This is a genomic window from Dyadobacter jiangsuensis (assembly GCF_003014695.1).
Lineage (GTDB): Bacteria > Bacteroidota > Bacteroidia > Cytophagales > Spirosomataceae > Dyadobacter > Dyadobacter jiangsuensis.
On sequence record NZ_PYAS01000001.1, the window covers coordinates 655,952 to 671,905 of the forward strand.

Annotated in this window: 14 protein-coding genes; 7 read left to right on the forward strand and 7 right to left on the reverse strand. The window is 51.5% G+C overall.

The window, feature by feature from the left end:
* Positions 1-55: 55 nt before the first annotated feature.
* Together CLV60_RS02470 and CLV60_RS02475 are read right to left on the reverse strand one after the other, a co-directional pair.
* Positions 56-853, reverse strand: coding sequence for a helix-turn-helix domain-containing protein (locus tag CLV60_RS02470; RefSeq protein ID WP_106593779.1), 798 nt, complete (start codon positions 851-853; stop codon positions 56-58).
* Between the two features lie 6 nt (positions 854-859).
* Entirely contained in the window at positions 860-1,891 is a 1,032-nt protein-coding gene (locus CLV60_RS02475; protein WP_106593780.1) for an SDR family NAD(P)-dependent oxidoreductase, read from the reverse strand.
* A 166-nt stretch (positions 1,892-2,057) separates the two neighbouring features.
* Here CLV60_RS02475 and CLV60_RS02480 point away from each other — a divergent pair, with 166 nt between their 5' ends.
* From CLV60_RS02480 to CLV60_RS02490, 3 genes are all read left to right on the forward strand, one after another.
* Positions 2,058-3,068: a glycoside hydrolase family 43 protein gene (locus tag CLV60_RS02480; RefSeq protein WP_106593781.1), complete on the forward strand. Its 1,011-nt coding sequence runs from the start codon at positions 2,058-2,060 to the stop codon at positions 3,066-3,068.
* Positions 3,069-3,150: 82 nt separating this feature from the next.
* The gene (locus CLV60_RS02485) at positions 3,151-3,600 is read left to right on the forward strand and encodes a hypothetical protein (protein WP_106593782.1); all 450 of its coding nucleotides are present in this window, start codon (positions 3,151-3,153) and stop codon (positions 3,598-3,600) included.
* 82 nt (positions 3,601-3,682) lie between these two features.
* Entirely contained in the window at positions 3,683-3,862 is a 180-nt protein-coding gene (locus CLV60_RS02490) for a hypothetical protein (protein ID WP_106593783.1), read from the forward strand.
* On the opposite strand, the gene CLV60_RS02495 is transcribed toward CLV60_RS02490, so the two are convergent.
* Positions 3,859-5,055: an MFS transporter gene (locus tag CLV60_RS02495; RefSeq protein WP_106593784.1), complete on the reverse strand. Its 1,197-nt coding sequence runs from the start codon at positions 5,053-5,055 to the stop codon at positions 3,859-3,861. The genes CLV60_RS02490 and CLV60_RS02495 overlap by 4 nt on opposite strands.
* Before the next feature lie 267 nt (positions 5,056-5,322).
* On the opposite strand from CLV60_RS02495, the gene CLV60_RS02500 reads away from it, so the two are divergent.
* Positions 5,323-5,700: a hypothetical protein gene (locus CLV60_RS02500; RefSeq protein ID WP_170118699.1), complete on the forward strand. Its 378-nt coding sequence runs from the start codon at positions 5,323-5,325 to the stop codon at positions 5,698-5,700.
* Between the two features lie 15 nt (positions 5,701-5,715).
* Here CLV60_RS02500 and CLV60_RS02505 read toward each other — a convergent pair whose 3' ends face one another.
* The gene (locus CLV60_RS02505; protein ID WP_146151513.1) at positions 5,716-6,720 is read right to left on the reverse strand and encodes an ankyrin repeat domain-containing protein; all 1,005 of its coding nucleotides are present in this window, start codon (positions 6,718-6,720) and stop codon (positions 5,716-5,718) included.
* Between the two features lie 4 nt (positions 6,721-6,724).
* Positions 6,725-7,429, reverse strand: a complete 705-nt coding sequence (locus CLV60_RS02510) for a DKNYY domain-containing protein (RefSeq protein ID WP_106593787.1) — start codon at positions 7,427-7,429, stop codon at positions 6,725-6,727.
* Between the two features lie 284 nt (positions 7,430-7,713).
* On the opposite strand from CLV60_RS02510, the gene CLV60_RS02515 reads away from it, so the two are divergent.
* The 3 genes from CLV60_RS02515 to CLV60_RS02525 all read left to right on the forward strand — a co-directional run bounded on the left by CLV60_RS02515 (position 7,714) and on the right by CLV60_RS02525 (position 12,553).
* Positions 7,714-11,322: a histidine kinase gene (locus CLV60_RS02515; RefSeq protein ID WP_106593788.1), complete on the forward strand. Its 3,609-nt coding sequence runs from the start codon at positions 7,714-7,716 to the stop codon at positions 11,320-11,322.
* A 3-nt stretch (positions 11,323-11,325) separates the two neighbouring features.
* On the forward strand, positions 11,326-12,090 hold the full coding sequence (locus CLV60_RS02520) for a LytR/AlgR family response regulator transcription factor (RefSeq protein WP_106593789.1): 765 nt from the start codon (positions 11,326-11,328) through the stop codon (positions 12,088-12,090).
* Positions 12,091-12,166: 76 nt separating this feature from the next.
* The gene (locus CLV60_RS02525; protein ID WP_106593790.1) at positions 12,167-12,553 is read left to right on the forward strand and encodes a hypothetical protein; all 387 of its coding nucleotides are present in this window, start codon (positions 12,167-12,169) and stop codon (positions 12,551-12,553) included.
* Positions 12,554-12,561: 8 nt separating this feature from the next.
* Here CLV60_RS02525 and CLV60_RS02530 read toward each other — a convergent pair whose 3' ends face one another.
* Both CLV60_RS02530 and CLV60_RS02535 read right to left on the reverse strand, forming a co-directional pair.
* Positions 12,562-14,253 carry a glycoside hydrolase family 43 protein gene (locus CLV60_RS02530; RefSeq protein WP_106593791.1) on the reverse strand — a complete coding sequence of 564 codons (1,692 nt, stop codon included), beginning with the start codon at positions 14,251-14,253 and terminating at the stop codon, positions 12,562-12,564.
* The gene (locus tag CLV60_RS02535) at positions 14,240-15,943 is read right to left on the reverse strand and encodes a glycoside hydrolase family 28 protein (RefSeq protein ID WP_229210779.1); all 1,704 of its coding nucleotides are present in this window, start codon (positions 15,941-15,943) and stop codon (positions 14,240-14,242) included. Before CLV60_RS02535 ends, CLV60_RS02530 begins: the two co-directional genes overlap by 14 nt.
* Between the last annotated feature and the right edge of the window lie 11 nt (positions 15,944-15,954).

The following is a 15,954-nucleotide window of genomic DNA, read 5'->3' on the forward strand; positions in this document are numbered from 1 at the left end:
GAAGGGCAATGCGTGATGGTGCTAATACAACACCATCCCCAGTTTCTTTTCAAAATCATTCTGTCGGCGCGTAGCCGAAATGCTTCTTGAATGCAAACCCGAAATGCGAGAGATTTTCGAACCCGGCTTCCAGATATACTTCCGACGGCCGTCTTTTCTTTTCCCGGATGAGGTAATGCGCCAGGTCGAGCCGCTTTTCGGTGAGCCATTTCTGCGGCGTAGTTTGGAAGGTCTTCTTAAAATCACGCTTGAAAGTGGTGAGGCTGCGGCCGGTGAGGTAGCCGAATTTGCTCATGGGCAGGTTGTACATATAATGCTGTTCCATGAAATCGGCGAGGTTGATTTTGCCCGGCTCACCAAAATCCGCCAGCAAATGATCGATATCGGGCGCGAGCGTTCTCAGAATCGTAATAGCCTCTTCTATTTTGATGGCAGCCAGCGCCTCGGGCAGCGGGTCGCGGAGGTCGAAATAGGGGATTAGTGACGCCAGGCAGCTTTGCAGCAGCGGGTGTTTGTCAAATGTCCGGAAATCCGGTTTGGATACCGGTTTTACTTCCACTTTGTTTTTGGCATAATAGGCTTCCAATCGTTTTGAGGTCAAATGCATGACGACCGATTGATGAGGCAAATCGTCCTTCGGATAATTGATCACCGTCACCAGTTCGTGCCTGGGAAAGAAAAGTGTATCCCCGCCTCCGAATCGGTGCGTTTGTCCGCCCTGGACAATCTTGGTTTCACCTGAAATTAACCACACCAGCAAATGCTCCTCAAAAAGCACGTCGCTTTTGTGAAAATGCTCGGTAAAACGGGAGATTTTCAGGTCGGGATGGATATAATGTGCCTCGTGTGCCACAGCTGATCAATTGGTTTCGAAAGTAATACCTGTCATTTGCTCGCTCAAAATCCAAAGTCTGCGGGCATTTTCCGGATCGATGGAGTAGGGTTTCACGCCCCGTAATGTCCAAGGCTGGTCGTAGCGGTGCTCGATGTCGCCGTTATCGATCTCCGAAACGTCTGCATTCTCGCAATATACCCCACCCAGAGTTTCCAATTGCGGACTGGTGGCGCACCAAACGGTCGTCGCCGCGCCTTGCGGGATGGTTTTCAGCTTCTGAGCCACTTCCGGATAAATGTTGCCGTCGGCATCGTGGGTGCCCATTTGTTGAAAAAGCTCCATCGGCGCCACACGGCCGAGATCCGTTCCGTTGACAGACCCCGGATGCAATGCGAATGCGCGGATTCCAGATGCTCTGCCCCGACGGTCGAGCTCGACGGCAAAGAGATTGTTGGCTGTTTTCGACTGTCCGTAGCCTGCCAGCGTTTCGTATTCACGGTTTTGAAAATTAGGATCTTCAAAATTAAACGGCGCGATATGATGACCGAACGACGAGACGCTGATCACCCGTGCGGTACCGGCTTGTTTCAATGCCGGCCAGAGCCGTGCCGTTAACTGAAAATGCCCCAGGTGGTTGGTCGAAAGCTGTGATTCAAACCCGCGGGCGTCGCGTTGGAGCGGTACCCACATGATGCCTGCATTGTTGACCAATATATCCAGCGAACGGCCGCTTTGCAAGAATTTCCGGGCAAAATCGTCAATCGAAGCCGGGTCCATAAGGTCCAGCGATTCAACCGTTGTGTTGGGAAAGCCGTCTACATTGCGGGTAGCTTTGGCCAGGTCGCGGGCAGGAACGATCACGTGTGCACCTGCTTTCGCGAATACACGCACAGTTTCGAGTCCGATGCCCGCATAGCCGCCGGTTACAATAATCGTTTTCCCGGTGAGATCGATGCCGCTGATCACTTCGTCGGCGGTAGAAAAGGCGTCGAAACCTGAGCCCAGCGGTTGTTGGTAATGATCGAATTGAACGGTGGTTGTTGCTGAATGTTCCATAAAAGTCTGATTGTTAGTGATGGAACAAAATTAGCCGGACGGGCTTCGGAGGGTTTTGTTTAAAAGGCCGATTTTATTTGTTTTAAAGACCACCTGAAACAAAAACTTAGTTGCACGCAGTAAAAGGACGCCTGTGCGCCTTTCTAGTTTCAAAAAGCAACCAGAAATGATCCTCAGCCTTTTCAAATATACCTTATGGGCATGCACGGTAACGCTATTGTGCGTAACGGACAAAATTGCTGCGCAAAACGTCGCTCCCGCAGTGAAAACAGATTTGCCGCTGGACTCTATTCGCCTGAGCGATCCGTTTATTCTGGCCGACAAGCCTACTCAGACTTACTATATGACGGGCACAGGAGGTAAACTTTGGAAAAGCAAGGACCTGAAAAAATGGACAGGCCCATTCACCATCGCGCAAACGGACCCAAACTCCTGGATGGGACCGGCTCCGATGATCTGGGCTGCCGAGCTGCATGCGCACAATGGCAAATACTACTATTTCGCAACTTTTACCAACAAGGCTATCAAGCTCGGCGAAGGGCTCGAACGCCGCGCGTGCCACGTGCTCGTGAGTGACCGGCCGGAGGGGCCATACGTGCCTATGAGAGATTCTACTTATCTGCCGGCCGATAAACTGACATTGGATGCCACGCTCTGGTCTGATACCGACGGCAAACCTTATATGCTTTTTTGCCATGAGTGGCTGCAAAATGATAATGGGACAATCGAAAAAATTGCTTTAAAACCCGATTTCAGCGGCACTACCGGTTCGCCGAAGCTGCTGTTCCGCGCAAGTGACTCGCCATGGAGCCGCGAGAAAAACAAGGATGGCTCCGACCGTCCGAACAAAGTTACCGATGGCCCCTGGGTCTTTCGTACCCAAACCGGCAAGCTGGGCATGCTCTGGACAAGCTGGATTTACGACGTTTACACCCAGGGCGTTGCTTATTCCCAAAGCGGTACACTGGATGGTCCGTGGATTCAGGAAAAAGAGCCGATTACCCCGCCTAACTTCGGGCATGGGATGCTGTTCCGCACATTTGACGGCAAACTGCGGATGTCCATTCACAGCCATAAAAGCGTAAATGGCAGGACGATCCGCTATCCGAAGCTTTTTGAGGTGGACGATTCAGGCGATAAACTTGTGGTAGGAAAGCAGCTGATCGACGGAAGATAATTGCCTGATTCCGTCTGGTAATCGGATCGATGTTGGGGTTTCGATGGGAGTTAAATTGGATTTCAACCAAAATCCACCTCCTATGCTCGAAGTTGTTGTAGTGCTGGCTATCATTGCATTGGTGCTGCTTTTTTTGCGCGCCGGCAGGCAGAATACCATTGTTTACAGGAAAAAGGTAGCCCCGCCCGATCGGGGATATTCGATTCGGGATCATCCCTGTGCTTTCGATCAGTCTGCTACTACTAACTATTATACCGATAACGCGCCTCCGTCAGATCATACATTTCAGGACGCACTGGCATTCCAGGGAGGGGAGTTTGGTGGTGCCGGTGCCGGCGATTCCTATGATATTGGCCCGGTAGATCCAATGGGCAATGCTTTTGCCGATTTCGACATGAACACCGGCGACATATCTAGTTCTTATACGGAAGGAGGCGATTTCAGCAGCGACGATTCCGGAACGAGTGATTCCGGCAGCAGCGATTCCGGTTCCGATTCTTCGGGCGATTGCACGAGTTTTTCCGGGGATTAATCGTGCCGTTGCGACGATTCTCCTGCGGCAGTTGCAACGGGGCACGGATATTGACATATCATTTCCTTAAAACAAAAGGGATATGTCAGCAACTAAAAAGAAGGGAACCGCGAAACGCAATAAGCTTGGCGTGAAGAATTCGCTCGTAAATAATATCAATGCCCGCAAAAAGAAAGGTACTTCCCGGTCGAAAAGCAAGAAAACCGTCAGCAAGAAGTCGTATGCCGCAATGAAGAAAAATTGGGGTAAGAAGCGGCACTAGGGTACTTCCGCAGCGGTTTGTGACCTGTCGCTGAATGCGAGCAGCACAGCGATTAGCCCGAACACAAAAAAGCAAAGCACCAGTGGAAATACCCCGTGCGCCATCATATGGCTCGTAACCGAGCCGAGGGTAGCGCCTACAAAGAAGAAGCAGGTCCCATAAACGGCCGAAGCCATTCCTGCCATATTTCCCATGGGTTCCAGCGCCAGTGCGCTGCTGTTGGGTTCCACAGCCAGATTGATTGCGAGCATCATGGTAACGGCGATGAAAAACAGGGGCATTACCGGTGGGTCGCCAAACGCCCACGTGAATGCGAGTAGCACTGCTCCCACAATAGTGTAAATCGCAAGAAGCCATTTGATCGTCCGCCGGGCACCGAACAGGGACGACAGCCGGGAGTTCAGCAGCGCACACATGGACATCATGGCGCCCATACCAGCGAATATCCAGGCAAATAGTTCAGGCCTACCGTAAATCTCTCCCACGATGTGTTCGGAACTGGATACGTACGAACTCAAAGCAGTAAAAAGCAATGTGGTGACTGTGGTGTATCGCAGAAACGTGCGGTTGCCGATCACCTGCGCGATGGAGCGTCCCACGTGTGCGCGGTTGAGCGGTGTGCGTGACGCGGGCGGCAGCGATTCTTCGAGCCGTAAGGACCACAGGAACACAACTACCGCGAACAATGGTGGCGCGAGAAACACCATTTTCCACGTTCCCACCGACATAATCGCCAAACCCAAAAACGGTGCAATTACCGGCGTGAACAGAAAGATTGTAAATATCAGGGACAGAATGCGTGCCATTTCATCTCCGACGAAACGGTCGCGGACACCTGCGATGGTAGTCATAAATACGGCGGACGCGCCCATACCGGCAAAAAAACGGGCAGCGAGCATGGTAGGCATGTCGGGGGCCAATGCGGCAATTATACCGCCGGCGATGTACAACGGGAACCCGATCCGCAGAATGGCCAGACGTCCGAAACGGTCGGAGAGGGCGCCGAAGAGGATCTGAGCCACCTGGCCCATGAAGAAGAACGAAATGATCCGGGCGGTATCGGTAGAGTCGGCGCTCAGTCCAAAATGCTTTCGTACTTCACCGAATGCGGGCAGCATAATGTCGATGCCCAATGCGGTGAGCGTCATTGTGCAGGCCGAAAGGGCGATGAACTCGCCGGGTCTCATTTTCATGGTGAGATGTTTTTGGTAAAGTTAGCCAGTTTGAAGAGCCATAAAGGTGTGTAAAATAGACTTTTGCGAGGGGTAATCCGGACAAATTTGTGTGTGCACGGTCTTTAAATACTATTTGTATTAAATAAATAAGTATTTGGAAAAATATTATTGTCTTAAATATAGACAATAAATAAACTTCTTCTTTACATTTGCTGTACGACGGTCGCGGGAGGTCGACATCCCCTTGCCGGATGGTTTCATTTCTTCACTAAAAACAAGTTGATTATGAGAAGGATTAGCTCTATGATGATGATCCTGTGCCTGTTGGGCGCGGTTTATACGAGCATTGCCCAAACGGCGCCTGCCGATTTCTTTGCCGGTAAATGGGAGATCACCGTTTTCGGAACACCCAATGGCGATGCGAAACTCGTTGCGGATCTCGCCCGGACCGACGGAAAGCTGACCGGCCAAATCACCAATGCAACGGACCCCAGCGCCGAAAAAATAGCCATCACCAGCGTCGACGAAGCGGCTGACAAGATTACAATCGGTTTTTCCGCTCAGGGCTACGACGTGACGGTAGACCTTTCGAAGGTGGATGATGACAATCTGAAAGGAAGTATGATGAGCATGTTCGACGCGACTGCCAAGCGGATGAAGTAGGGGCGCTGACGGCCGTCAGCGGTCTGCCGACCGCCCTTCCACAATCCCCCGCACGGCCTCAAAATCGGCCAAAGCTTGCTCGTTTTCGGGATAGAAGCTATCACCCTGTTCGATAAACGTTTGTATAGAGGTGCCGTCCGGCGTGGTATAGCGCGGGTCGGCGCCTTTTTCGATGAGCATCTTGCATACGCCCCAGTACTGCCGCTCGGCGGCGTAGAGCAGGGCCGACATTTTTTCATGGTCGCCATCCCATGGCATGATGGCATTTGGGTCGGCACCGTGGTCCAGCAATGCTTTTACACAATCGTAGGCGCCATAGGAAGTTGACAGCGCTTCGAAAATGATGGGAACTACGTCGCGTTTGCCGCTACCGTAATCGGTCACCCTTGCATTGGCGTCAGCCCCGTGTTCCAGTAGCAGGCGAAGTACGGGCGCGTTTCCGCCTGTCGCGGGCGAGAAGTGAATCTTCTCGACCTCAGGATCGTCACTTTTAATGCTCACGCCCGCCTGCAACAGCGCACGAATGCATTCCAGGCGTTGTTCGCCGTCATTGTTGACCGAACCGGCGTTTGCGATGGCCAGTTCAAGCAACGGATAGCCATAAGCGTTATCCCGAAGCTTTGGCTGTACTTCCGCGATGTATTTTTTCAGTTTATCGGGCTTCGCATCAAAGATTGCAATAGCCATTCTGTTCCTCTCCTTATCTTCAAAAAACGGCTTTGCCTCAATCATGTTTGTAATGCCTCTCTTGAAATTGCCGATGGAAGACCCGAAGGCTATCCAAAAAACAGGCACCGCCACGATGATGAATGCCGTGTACTTGCTCCAATTAAATGGAAGCAGATTGAGCGTCACCAAAATGACGAGGAGAATGATCGCCAGGTAGTAAATGGCTCTTCCCATACCCGAAGCAGCATCTCCGCCGCCTTTCGTCGGGAACAGCGTTTCGGCCATTACTAGGAGGAACAACAGGGCAATCACCACCCAATTGATGATGGTGACAATTTTCAGATAGTTCATATTTTTACCCAAAGGCTGGCTGGAATTGCATCATTGCCCTGAAAACCGGTTGCCCGGAGTTGCTTTGAAAGCCATCTCCGTTGAATCTGTAAACCTGGTAACGATCTGTAAAAATACCATTTCCTGCGTAATCGAAAGTGTCGATGTCGGCGACACGGTAACCCTTTCCGTTTGCGAATACCTTGCTGTGGTCTTTGTAGAATGAGGTTTTCTGCCATTTACCAATGTATCTGAAATGGCTGGCGGCTTCTGAGATTACCTGGTCGTCGAAGTACACGCGCTGACTGTCCTTGCTCAGGTGTTCGTCGAGGCATTTGAAATTTCTGGCGTCGGAAGACATCAGATTGTTGGCTTTGAAAACATGCCGGTCATCTCGCCCGAGATCAGGCCCCAGTATTTGAAAGTAAACCGGATTCGCTCCGGGAATGCTTTTGCCCCGGAAGTAGACATTTTCAAAATCGCGTGCGTAAAGCGACGGATCCGATTGCCCGAGCTGACCAGTCATCAGAATCTGGAATGTCCTGGCGTGCGCTTCGGCGATCGGTGATTTGCTGCCATCTTTTCCTTTGTAAAAAACCAGTTTGTTTTCGATTTCGTAAACGTCGAAGGACGGCGAGGGGACGAAAGATTCGGTAGCAGGGCGGAGCAGGAACAGACTTGCGACGACGAGTGTCAGACATACGCTGGTTATCAGAAGCAGGATCAGCATAACGGTATAGGATGAGGTTGAGTGTGATGAGGTTTATTTTTCATGGCGTTGGCAATAGAGCCGCAAAAGTGCATATCGGGGCAAGTAACGTCCAGTATTAATGATGCAACGGTAACTATTGACTATTTACCGGTAAATCATTGATTATCCGGAGCTCCGAAAAAGGCCATTTCAACGATTTTGAGGCGGTTATGGGTTTTTACCGATAAATAAATCAGGTAGTACAGTTGTATAGAATTGACGTATTTGGTCTCGAGATCGCAGATATTGGGCGCGAATCATCAATGAAAATCCTGTCGGCAGTGTTGCTATCCCTTAAAAAGCTGGTTCATGCATTATCCCTTGTAAGTCTGTGCTTGTTCGCAGGACAACTTGGGGCGCAGACGCTGTTCCAAAACATCAGGTGGCAGGACGGGCTCAGCGCGAAGCAAATCAGATGTCTGTATAAAGATTCGTCGGGCTTTCTCTGGATCGGCACTTCTGCCGGGCTCGATCGCTACGACGGTGCCGTCGTGCAGCGGTTTCAGGATGCAAATGGAGTGCAAAAACACTTTGTGAATGCCATTTTGCCGTTTAAGGGCGAAGATACGCTCATGATCGGGCTGCGTAGAGGCATTCTGTTGTTCGATAAAAAGACGGGCAGGTTCTCGCGGGATCCCCGGTTTGCGTCGCTTGCGCAAAGCTATGTTGTGAGTATCCGTGCCGACGCCCAGCAACGCATATGGATCGGCACATCCGACGGGCTTTACTTGTATGATCATCAAAAGCTGAGGCCGCTGACGGAGGCATTCCCCGAAGCCCGAAAGTTCGACTTTTCGCGTTTTCAACTCACTTTCATGGTGTATGACACGTTGCGGCGAGGGTTATGGGTGGGAGGAAACAGGCCTTTTTTCGTCGATTGCAAATCCAACCGGGTTTATTTCAAAGGCAATAATCCCCTGAAAAGCCCGCTGCTCGAATCGGAGCATGTGAATGCCATTGTGCTCGATCGTCGCGGAAATGTATGGTATGGCTGCGACACCGAGCCGACGCTCAACTACTGGGATTACCGCACCGGCAAGCTGGATAAGCATTATGAGCTGGACGGCAAGCAGATCGGCGAGGGGTGCAACTTTATATTTATCGATCGTCAGGACAGGGTGTGGGTTTCTACATGGCTGTTTGCCGCATTTCTGAAAGAGCCAGGGCAGCCATTTCGAAAGTTGGAGTACAGTCAGGATCAGGCTTATACGATTGCTTACGGGCATTTTCGGGATGCTATATCCGACGCGCAAGGCAACGTTTGGCTGGGTACCATCAATGGCGTGAGCAAAACGTTACCGAAGAACCCTATCGAGGCGATTTACAAGCTCCCCAGTTTTCATTTCTTTCTGGAAACGAGTTTTGCCCATGCCAACTCCATTACCGTTGAGGGTAAGACGATCATCGCCTGCAAGGAAGACGGCGTCGTGTTCTATAATACCGATGATCGCACCTATCAGAAATACCTTACCCCCAGCAAAAGGTTGCGGAATAACCGCTCTGTGATGACAGCCAAAGTGGGTGATGTCTGGTGGTTTGCAGGATTCGATGGGATTTATTCGCTTGCGCCCGGGCAAACGGTTTTGCAGCGTTTCGACCAGATGAAGAAAGGGTTGTCGTCGTATCAGGCACCTTTCGTGTTTTTGGATAAACAAGGTCATATCTGGTTCGAAATCGATGGGGATGCATTCTATCGGTACAATCCGGTTACCAAAGTTTGCATCCGCTTCGATGGCACCGACCCGAAATACGGGCTGTTCAAATTTGCCAATTCGCAAGCGTTCGTCCTGCTTGCCAACGGCGACATCCTTTTTGCGGTAGAGGGAAAAGGACTGTTGCGCTACAATTATGCCACCGAACGCTTCACGCAGTTGAATACGCCTGCCATCGCGGATGAGTACATATATGCCATGCGCCAGAGCAATACCGGCGATATCTGGGCTGCGTCAACGGCGGCCGGACTGGTGAAAATTGATGCTAATGGCCAGGTTATTAGCAGCATCAGTACGAAAAATGGCTTGCCTTATGATCAGGTTTCCTCGCTGGATATCGACGACAATGGCGTGGTGTGGGCGGCTACGCGCGAAGGGCTTGCCGCGTACGACCCCGTCAGTAACAATGTAAGTAAGGTGGAACTCGATCTGGGCAAGACTTTGCAGGATTACTGGAACTATGTAACTGTGGCCGGCGGCAAAATCTATGCAGTCATGCTCGATCACGTGGTGGTGATCAATCCGCGGCATTTTGCTTCCGTTCCCGTGCAAAAGCCGCCTGCCATTACTTCCGTGAAGATTTTCGGGCAGGAGCGCATTCGCGACCTCAAAGGGGATTTGCTGGAATTAAAGCCGGACGAATCATTCGTAGCCTTTCAATATGCCTCGCTCAGTCACCGCGATATTCCCTCGCTCCAATACAGTTACCAGCTGGTGGGGCTGGACGACGATTGGGTCGTGGCCGGGCGCAATATCATGGCGTCCTACACGAGCCTGCTTCCTGGCGACTACGTCTTTAAGGTAAGGAGTACCGATGAGAACGGCCGGTGGATGAAATCAGCCGAAACCCTCAAAATACGCGTGCTGCCGCATTGGTGGCAGACCTGGTGGTTTCTGATCGCATGCACTATCGGCATCATGGGCATTCTGTATTGGATTTATAGTGTTTATACCAAAAGGCAGCGTAAAAAGGACCTCGACGACACCATCGAGTACTTTGCAAACAGCGTTTACGGTGATAACTCCGTGAACGAAATATGCTGGGACATTGCCCGTAACTGCATTTCCAAGCTGCATTTCGAGGATTGCGTGGTTTACTTGCTGGATAAAGAGAGCGGCAAACTGATCCAGAAAGCGGCGTACGGGCCGAAAAGTCCGAAGGAGTATGAAATCCTCAATCCGATCGAAATACCGGTAGGCGAGGGGATTGTGGGTGCCGCCGCCGCTACCGGCATGCCCCAGATTATCGGTGACACCTCAAAAGACCCGCGCTACATTATCGACGATCAGGCAAGGGCGTCGGAATTGGCGGTGCCGATCCTGCATGAGGGGCAGGTAATTGGCGTTATCGATTCGGAGCACCCGCGCAGGAATTTCTATAACCATAACCACGTGCGGGTGATCTCGACGATCGCAGCCATCAGTGCCAACAAGATCACGGAAGCGATGGCCCGCGCACAGGCCGAGCGGCAGGAAATTATGCTCCTGCGGATCAATAAAATGCTCGCGGAAAGCCAGCTGATGGCCCTGCGTGCGCAGATGAACCCGCATTTTATTTTTAACTGCCTCAATAGCATCCAGGAATGCATTGTTACCAAAAAATACGCCGAGGCCAGTAAGTACCTCAACAAATTCGCCAAGCTGTTCAGGCTGGTACTGAACAATTCGGGCAGGAACCTGGTAACGATCGCCGAAGAGCGGGATGTGCTGGAACTGTATCTCGAACTGGAACTAATGCGTTTCGGGCAGGGATTTACATATTCCATTGAACTGGATCCCGAGCTGGAAGATGACTACGTGCGGCTGCCGTCCATGCTGCTTCAACCTTTCGTGGAGAACGGCTTATGGCACGGATTGATGCATAAAGATGGCGAAAGGCACATGAGCATTCGTTTTTTTCTCTTCGGTCCTGAGCAGTTTGCCTGCGAAATCGAGGATAACGGCATTGGCCGGAAAAAGTCGGCCGAACTCAAAGCAAATTCTTCGCGCACGCGGGAACACGAATCGCGCGGAATACGTATCTGTGAAGACCGGATCGATGTCCTCGCCCGCCAGGGCAACCACGCCCGCCTGGAAGTGATCGACCGGTACGATGCCGCCGGCAATGCTACCGGAACGCTTGTCAGAATAGAATTATCCACCTACTTATATCAGACCTAGACGATGATTAAAGCACTTATTGTCGACGACGAGCCGAAATCAAGAAACGTGCTGGCGCATTACATTGAAACCTACGTGGAAGAGATACGCGAAGTGAAGCAGGCCGAATCAGTGGATAGTGCGCTCGACATACTCAAAACGTTCCGCCCTAATATTGTTTTTCTAGATGTCGAAATGCCTGGTAAAAATGGTTTCGACTTTCTGAGGGCTTTGAAGGAGCCCGCTTTCGAGGTCATATTCACGACGGCTTACAATCAATATGCCGTGCAGGCGATCCGGTTCAGCGCGCTGGATTACCTGCTCAAACCGGTCGATCCCGATGAATTGCGTTCGGCAGTGGACCGGTTTCTGAAAAAGCAGAACGTGCACCAGAACCCTGTCCTGTTCGATAACCTCGTGCGCAACATCGCACATAAGCGGGCGAGCGAGTTCCGGCTCGCGGTACCTTATCAGGACGGCGTGTCTTTCTTTACCCTGGATCAGATCATTCGTTTGCAGGGGGAGGGAAATTATACCAATATCTTCATCAAAAGCCGCAAGCCGGTACTGGCCAGCAAGACTTTGAAATACTATGAGGAAATGCTGACGGAGTTTGGCTTCATACGGACGCACAAGTCGCATTTGGTGAACCCCAAATTTATTGCAAAACTCATGGCCGACCACGATTTAGTAGAACTACTGGACGGCAGCCGCGTAGAAATATCCAGGCGAAAGAAGGAGGAAGTGCTTTTACAATTGCCCCTCGGAAACCAGCCACTCGATAAGTGAAACTGTCCGTTAAATCACAATTGTCGTTCTTTGGAACATTGCGTCTTTTCTTTGAAGCCATCGAATTCTATTGGCTATGGAGATATTGGCGATACGCGCAGGGCAATTGTTGCTCATTTTATTACTGGCATTTCTGATCATCGGCGGGCTCTGGTTCGTGCTGCGGTTCCGCCGGATGATGCTGTTACTGGGGGGAAAGAATCTCCGGGATGGGCAGGTTGCCGACGCGGTGGTACTGCTTTCGGAAGAGCATCGCGGGTCCTACCTTCAGGGGGAAAGCTACTACACGTTTCAGGTGCATGTGAAGCCGGCCCGGGGACGTAACTTTGTGACGGAAGTCCATGTGCTGCGGGAACAACTTACCCGCATTCCCCAGGCCGGCGACCGCGTTTCGGTCAAATACAATTACTCAGGCCGCAAGCGCTCCGTGGTTTTGAACCTGGATAGCATTCGCCCGGCATAGCATTTCTTTTATTGGGTTAATCTAAACCAGTCATAATCCGCATACCCGGAATCGTTCGTCTGGGTATCCCGGGTACAAAACAACCCCACCTTCGCGCCGATCCACCTGCCGACTTCCGCCTGGAACATTTCGCCGGTCATTGTGAAGTTCGCATCATCCTCGCTGAACCCGAATTCGCATTTACCTCCTTTACTGACTTTCACACGAAGATACAAGTCGGTTTCCGGCTTGAATTCAGCCACAATACGCGTCGTTTCCGGTTTCCCATCCGAAGCCTTCTGGCAAACGGCGTAAATCAGTTCGGATTTATTCTTGCCGCTTTTCAGATAAATACCCGCGTAACTTTGTCCCATGATCACTAATCCTGTCTTTTCGTTGGTCAATTTCTCATTCGGGGTAAACCGTAGTTTGGTGGTAACGGTAAATTCCTCGGCCGGAAATTTTTGCAGGAGGACATTCGGCACATCCCACAGGTTTTTCGCATTATCAGGTGTTTTGTAAGAATATAATCTCAAAAATCCGGCCGCCGGCATCGCCCAGGTACCTTTTGGGTTGGCTTGCCATTGCCATTGTTTTTCCAGCGCCGGTCCGTTGAATTCGTCCGATTCCGGCGGCGTCGCCAGTGGATATTTGCGGGCGGTCATTGGTTTCTTCCAGGTCAAAACGGGATCTCCGATACCGTCGCCGTCAGGGTCGTTGCCGATCACCGGCCAGTCGTTTACCCATCTCATCGGCTGCAAATGCACCACGCGGCCATATTCGTTTTTATCCTGAAAATGCAGGAACCAATCTTCGGATTTACCATTCACGGGGCTGGTCGTAACCCAGGCACCCTGGTGCGGACCATTAATGCCCGATTTCCCTTCGGCCATGACCACTTTTCGCTCATAGGGCCCGTACACATTTTTGGAACGCAGCACAATTTGCCAGCCCGTAGCGACGCCGCCAGCCGGTGCGAAGATGTAGTAGTAGCCATTTCGCTTGTAAAACTTAGGTCCTTCGACGGTCGGGTCTACCTTATGGCCGTCGTACACAAGCGCACCTGCGTCGAGCACTTTTGTACCTTCCGCATTCATTTTCTTGACGGTGAGCACACTTTTGATCCCCGCGCGGCTGCCCGCCCACCCATGTACGAGGTACACCTGGCCGTCGTCGTCCCAAAGCGGGCATGGGTCAATGAGTCCTTTGCCGCCTTCCACAAGTATTGGCTCGCTCCACGGCCCGGCGGCGTTTTGGGCTTTCATTACGTAAATACCAAAATCCGGATCGGGATAATAAATGTAAAATTCGCCTTTGTGGAAGCGGATTGCCGGTGCCCACACGCCATTTCCGTGCTGTGTTTGCTCGAAATGTTCGACCGGTACTTGCCGGGGTAATGCGTGGCCGATCAATGCCCAGTTGACCAGATCTTTGGAATGCAGTATAGGAAGTCCCGGAATCGCATCGAAACTGGAAGCGGTCATGTAATAATCCTCGCCAACGCGGCAGGCATCGGGGTCGGAGTAATCGGCATGGAGAACGGGGTTTTTGTAACGGCCGTCCTGCAAATCGGCGACCCAGGTTTCGGAAACGGCTGGTTTCGAAATGAATGCTTTTGAAACTTCGGTTTGCGTTTTTGTAGTTGAAACAGTCCTGTTCTGTGCAAAAGCGGAGGTCGCCAGCAATGCGCCGGCGACCCAAAAGTGATTATTTACCTTCATGAATGACCAGGCTCTTGTCCTGTGCTCCCTTTGAAAATTCCTTTATTTTTTTGGCCTTCGAAGCGTCAGTATGTGCTATGCTGATGTTCTGGCTGCGCTCGCCGGTAACCGAAATGAGCGTCTCGGCGTGATCGTTGTATTGCAGGCCGTCGATGCTGATGTTGGTTGCATTATCGGCGAGAATAACGGGTTTAGAATGCTTCGTAATCAGTTTCACATTCTTGAAGCTGATCTTGTCGGCGTCTGTGAGTTCGACCCCGGTTTCGGCGGAAAGCACCATATTTTCCATGCGAATGTTCCGGACCGGCATTTCGGGCAGGCCGCGCACGAAAACGCCTTTGGTAGCGCCATTACACACGATGTTTTCAAAAATCATATCCTTGAAAACCGGCGTACCTTCATTCACCACCGGGCGCATATCCCGCTCGCCATCGGTGGCGAATTTGACAAAATAATAGAGGTCAAAAAAGATCGCTTCCTGCTTGATATCTTTCATATTGATATTTCGCGCATAAATCTTCTCGACCACGCCGCCGCGCCCGCGTACCGACTTGAAACGCAAGCCCTTGTCGGTGCCCATGAAGGTGCATTGCTCCACAAAAATGTTGCGTGCGCCTCCGCTCATTTCACTGCCTACCACAAACCCGCCGTGGCCCTGGTACACGATGTTGTTACGGATAATGCCGTTTTCAGTGGGTATGCCGCGCTTGCGGCCTTCTTCGTCCTTGCCGGACTTGATACAAATTGCATCATCGCCCACGTCGAGCACGCAGCCTTCGATGAGGAAGTTTTTGCAGGATTCGATGTCCATCCCATCGCCATTATGGGCATATTCGGGGTTCTTGACGCGCACATTACGGATCGTCAGATCCTGGACCATCAGCGGGTGCAGACACCAGGCGGCGGAGTTCTGAAACGTCACGCCTTCCAGCAAAACTTTCTTGCAGTTGTTGAAAACCACCAGATTCGGCCTCAGAAAGTCTTTGATATCCGCAAAATCTGCCGGTTTTTTACCGCCGGTGAGCAGCATGCTTTTGTTTTCGACACTGGCCTTTTTGAATTGCTCGCTCGGGTACCAAACTTTGCCATCGTCTTTCAACACACCGCCCGACTCGATTTTCTCTTTCCATTGCGGTTCGGTAAGCTGATTTTTATTGACAGCCCGCCACACATCGCCATTCCCGTCGACAATGCCCTTGCCGGTAATGGCAACGTTTTCAAGATTCTTTCCTGAAATGGGTGACTCGTTCCGGGCTGCGGCTTTCCCCTCATAAAAGCCTTCGGTAATCGCATACTGCGACTTGTCGGTCGTGAAAAGCAGCAGCGAGCCTTCCTGCAAATGCAGGTTTACATTGCTTTTCAGCACCACCGGGCCCGTGATCCAGAGTCCGGCAGGCACCAGCACCACACCGCCGCCTTTTTTGCTGCAACTTTCAATAGCCTGGTTAATGGCTTTGGTATTCAGCGTATGGCCGTCGGGTAATGCGCCGAATGCGGTAATGCGGACAGTGTCCTTCCGGAAAACCGGCTGCTGGATCTTTGGCAGGTTCGACCAGCTGTATGCATCCTGCCCGGATGCGTCGTGGGCGGATACGCCATAGCACGCCCATGCGGCGGTGGCCAATGCTGCAATTCGTTTTTTGTAGGTCATAGCAAAAGCGCCTTCCCGCTTCTCAGGGCAGGAAGGCATTTAAATGGATT

Excerpts from the sequence above, each read along its gene's own strand:
- CLV60_RS02475 (WP_106593780.1), bottom strand. The coding sequence starts at position 1,891 with ATGGAACATTCAGCAACAACCACCGTTCAATTCGATCATTACCAACAA.
- CLV60_RS02480 (WP_106593781.1), top strand. The coding sequence starts at position 2,058 with ATGATCCTCAGCCTTTTCAAATATACCTTATGGGCATGCACGGTAACG.
- CLV60_RS02485 (WP_106593782.1), top strand. The coding sequence starts at position 3,151 with ATGCTCGAAGTTGTTGTAGTGCTGGCTATCATTGCATTGGTGCTGCTT.
- CLV60_RS02490 (WP_106593783.1), top strand. The coding sequence starts at position 3,683 with ATGTCAGCAACTAAAAAGAAGGGAACCGCGAAACGCAATAAGCTTGGC.
- CLV60_RS02495 (WP_106593784.1), bottom strand. The coding sequence starts at position 5,055 with ATGAAAATGAGACCCGGCGAGTTCATCGCCCTTTCGGCCTGCACAATG.
- CLV60_RS02500 (WP_170118699.1), top strand. The coding sequence starts at position 5,323 with ATGAGAAGGATTAGCTCTATGATGATGATCCTGTGCCTGTTGGGCGCG.
- CLV60_RS02505 (WP_146151513.1), bottom strand. The coding sequence starts at position 6,720 with ATGAACTATCTGAAAATTGTCACCATCATCAATTGGGTGGTGATTGCC.
- CLV60_RS02510 (WP_106593787.1), bottom strand. The coding sequence starts at position 7,429 with ATGCTGATCCTGCTTCTGATAACCAGCGTATGTCTGACACTCGTCGTC.
- CLV60_RS02515 (WP_106593788.1), top strand. The coding sequence starts at position 7,714 with ATGAAAATCCTGTCGGCAGTGTTGCTATCCCTTAAAAAGCTGGTTCAT.
- CLV60_RS02520 (WP_106593789.1), top strand. The coding sequence starts at position 11,326 with ATGATTAAAGCACTTATTGTCGACGACGAGCCGAAATCAAGAAACGTG.
- CLV60_RS02525 (WP_106593790.1), top strand. The coding sequence starts at position 12,167 with ATGGAGATATTGGCGATACGCGCAGGGCAATTGTTGCTCATTTTATTA.
- CLV60_RS02530 (WP_106593791.1), bottom strand. The coding sequence starts at position 14,253 with ATGAAGGTAAATAATCACTTTTGGGTCGCCGGCGCATTGCTGGCGACC.
- CLV60_RS02535 (WP_229210779.1), bottom strand. The coding sequence starts at position 15,943 with ATGCCTTCCTGCCCTGAGAAGCGGGAAGGCGCTTTTGCTATGACCTAC.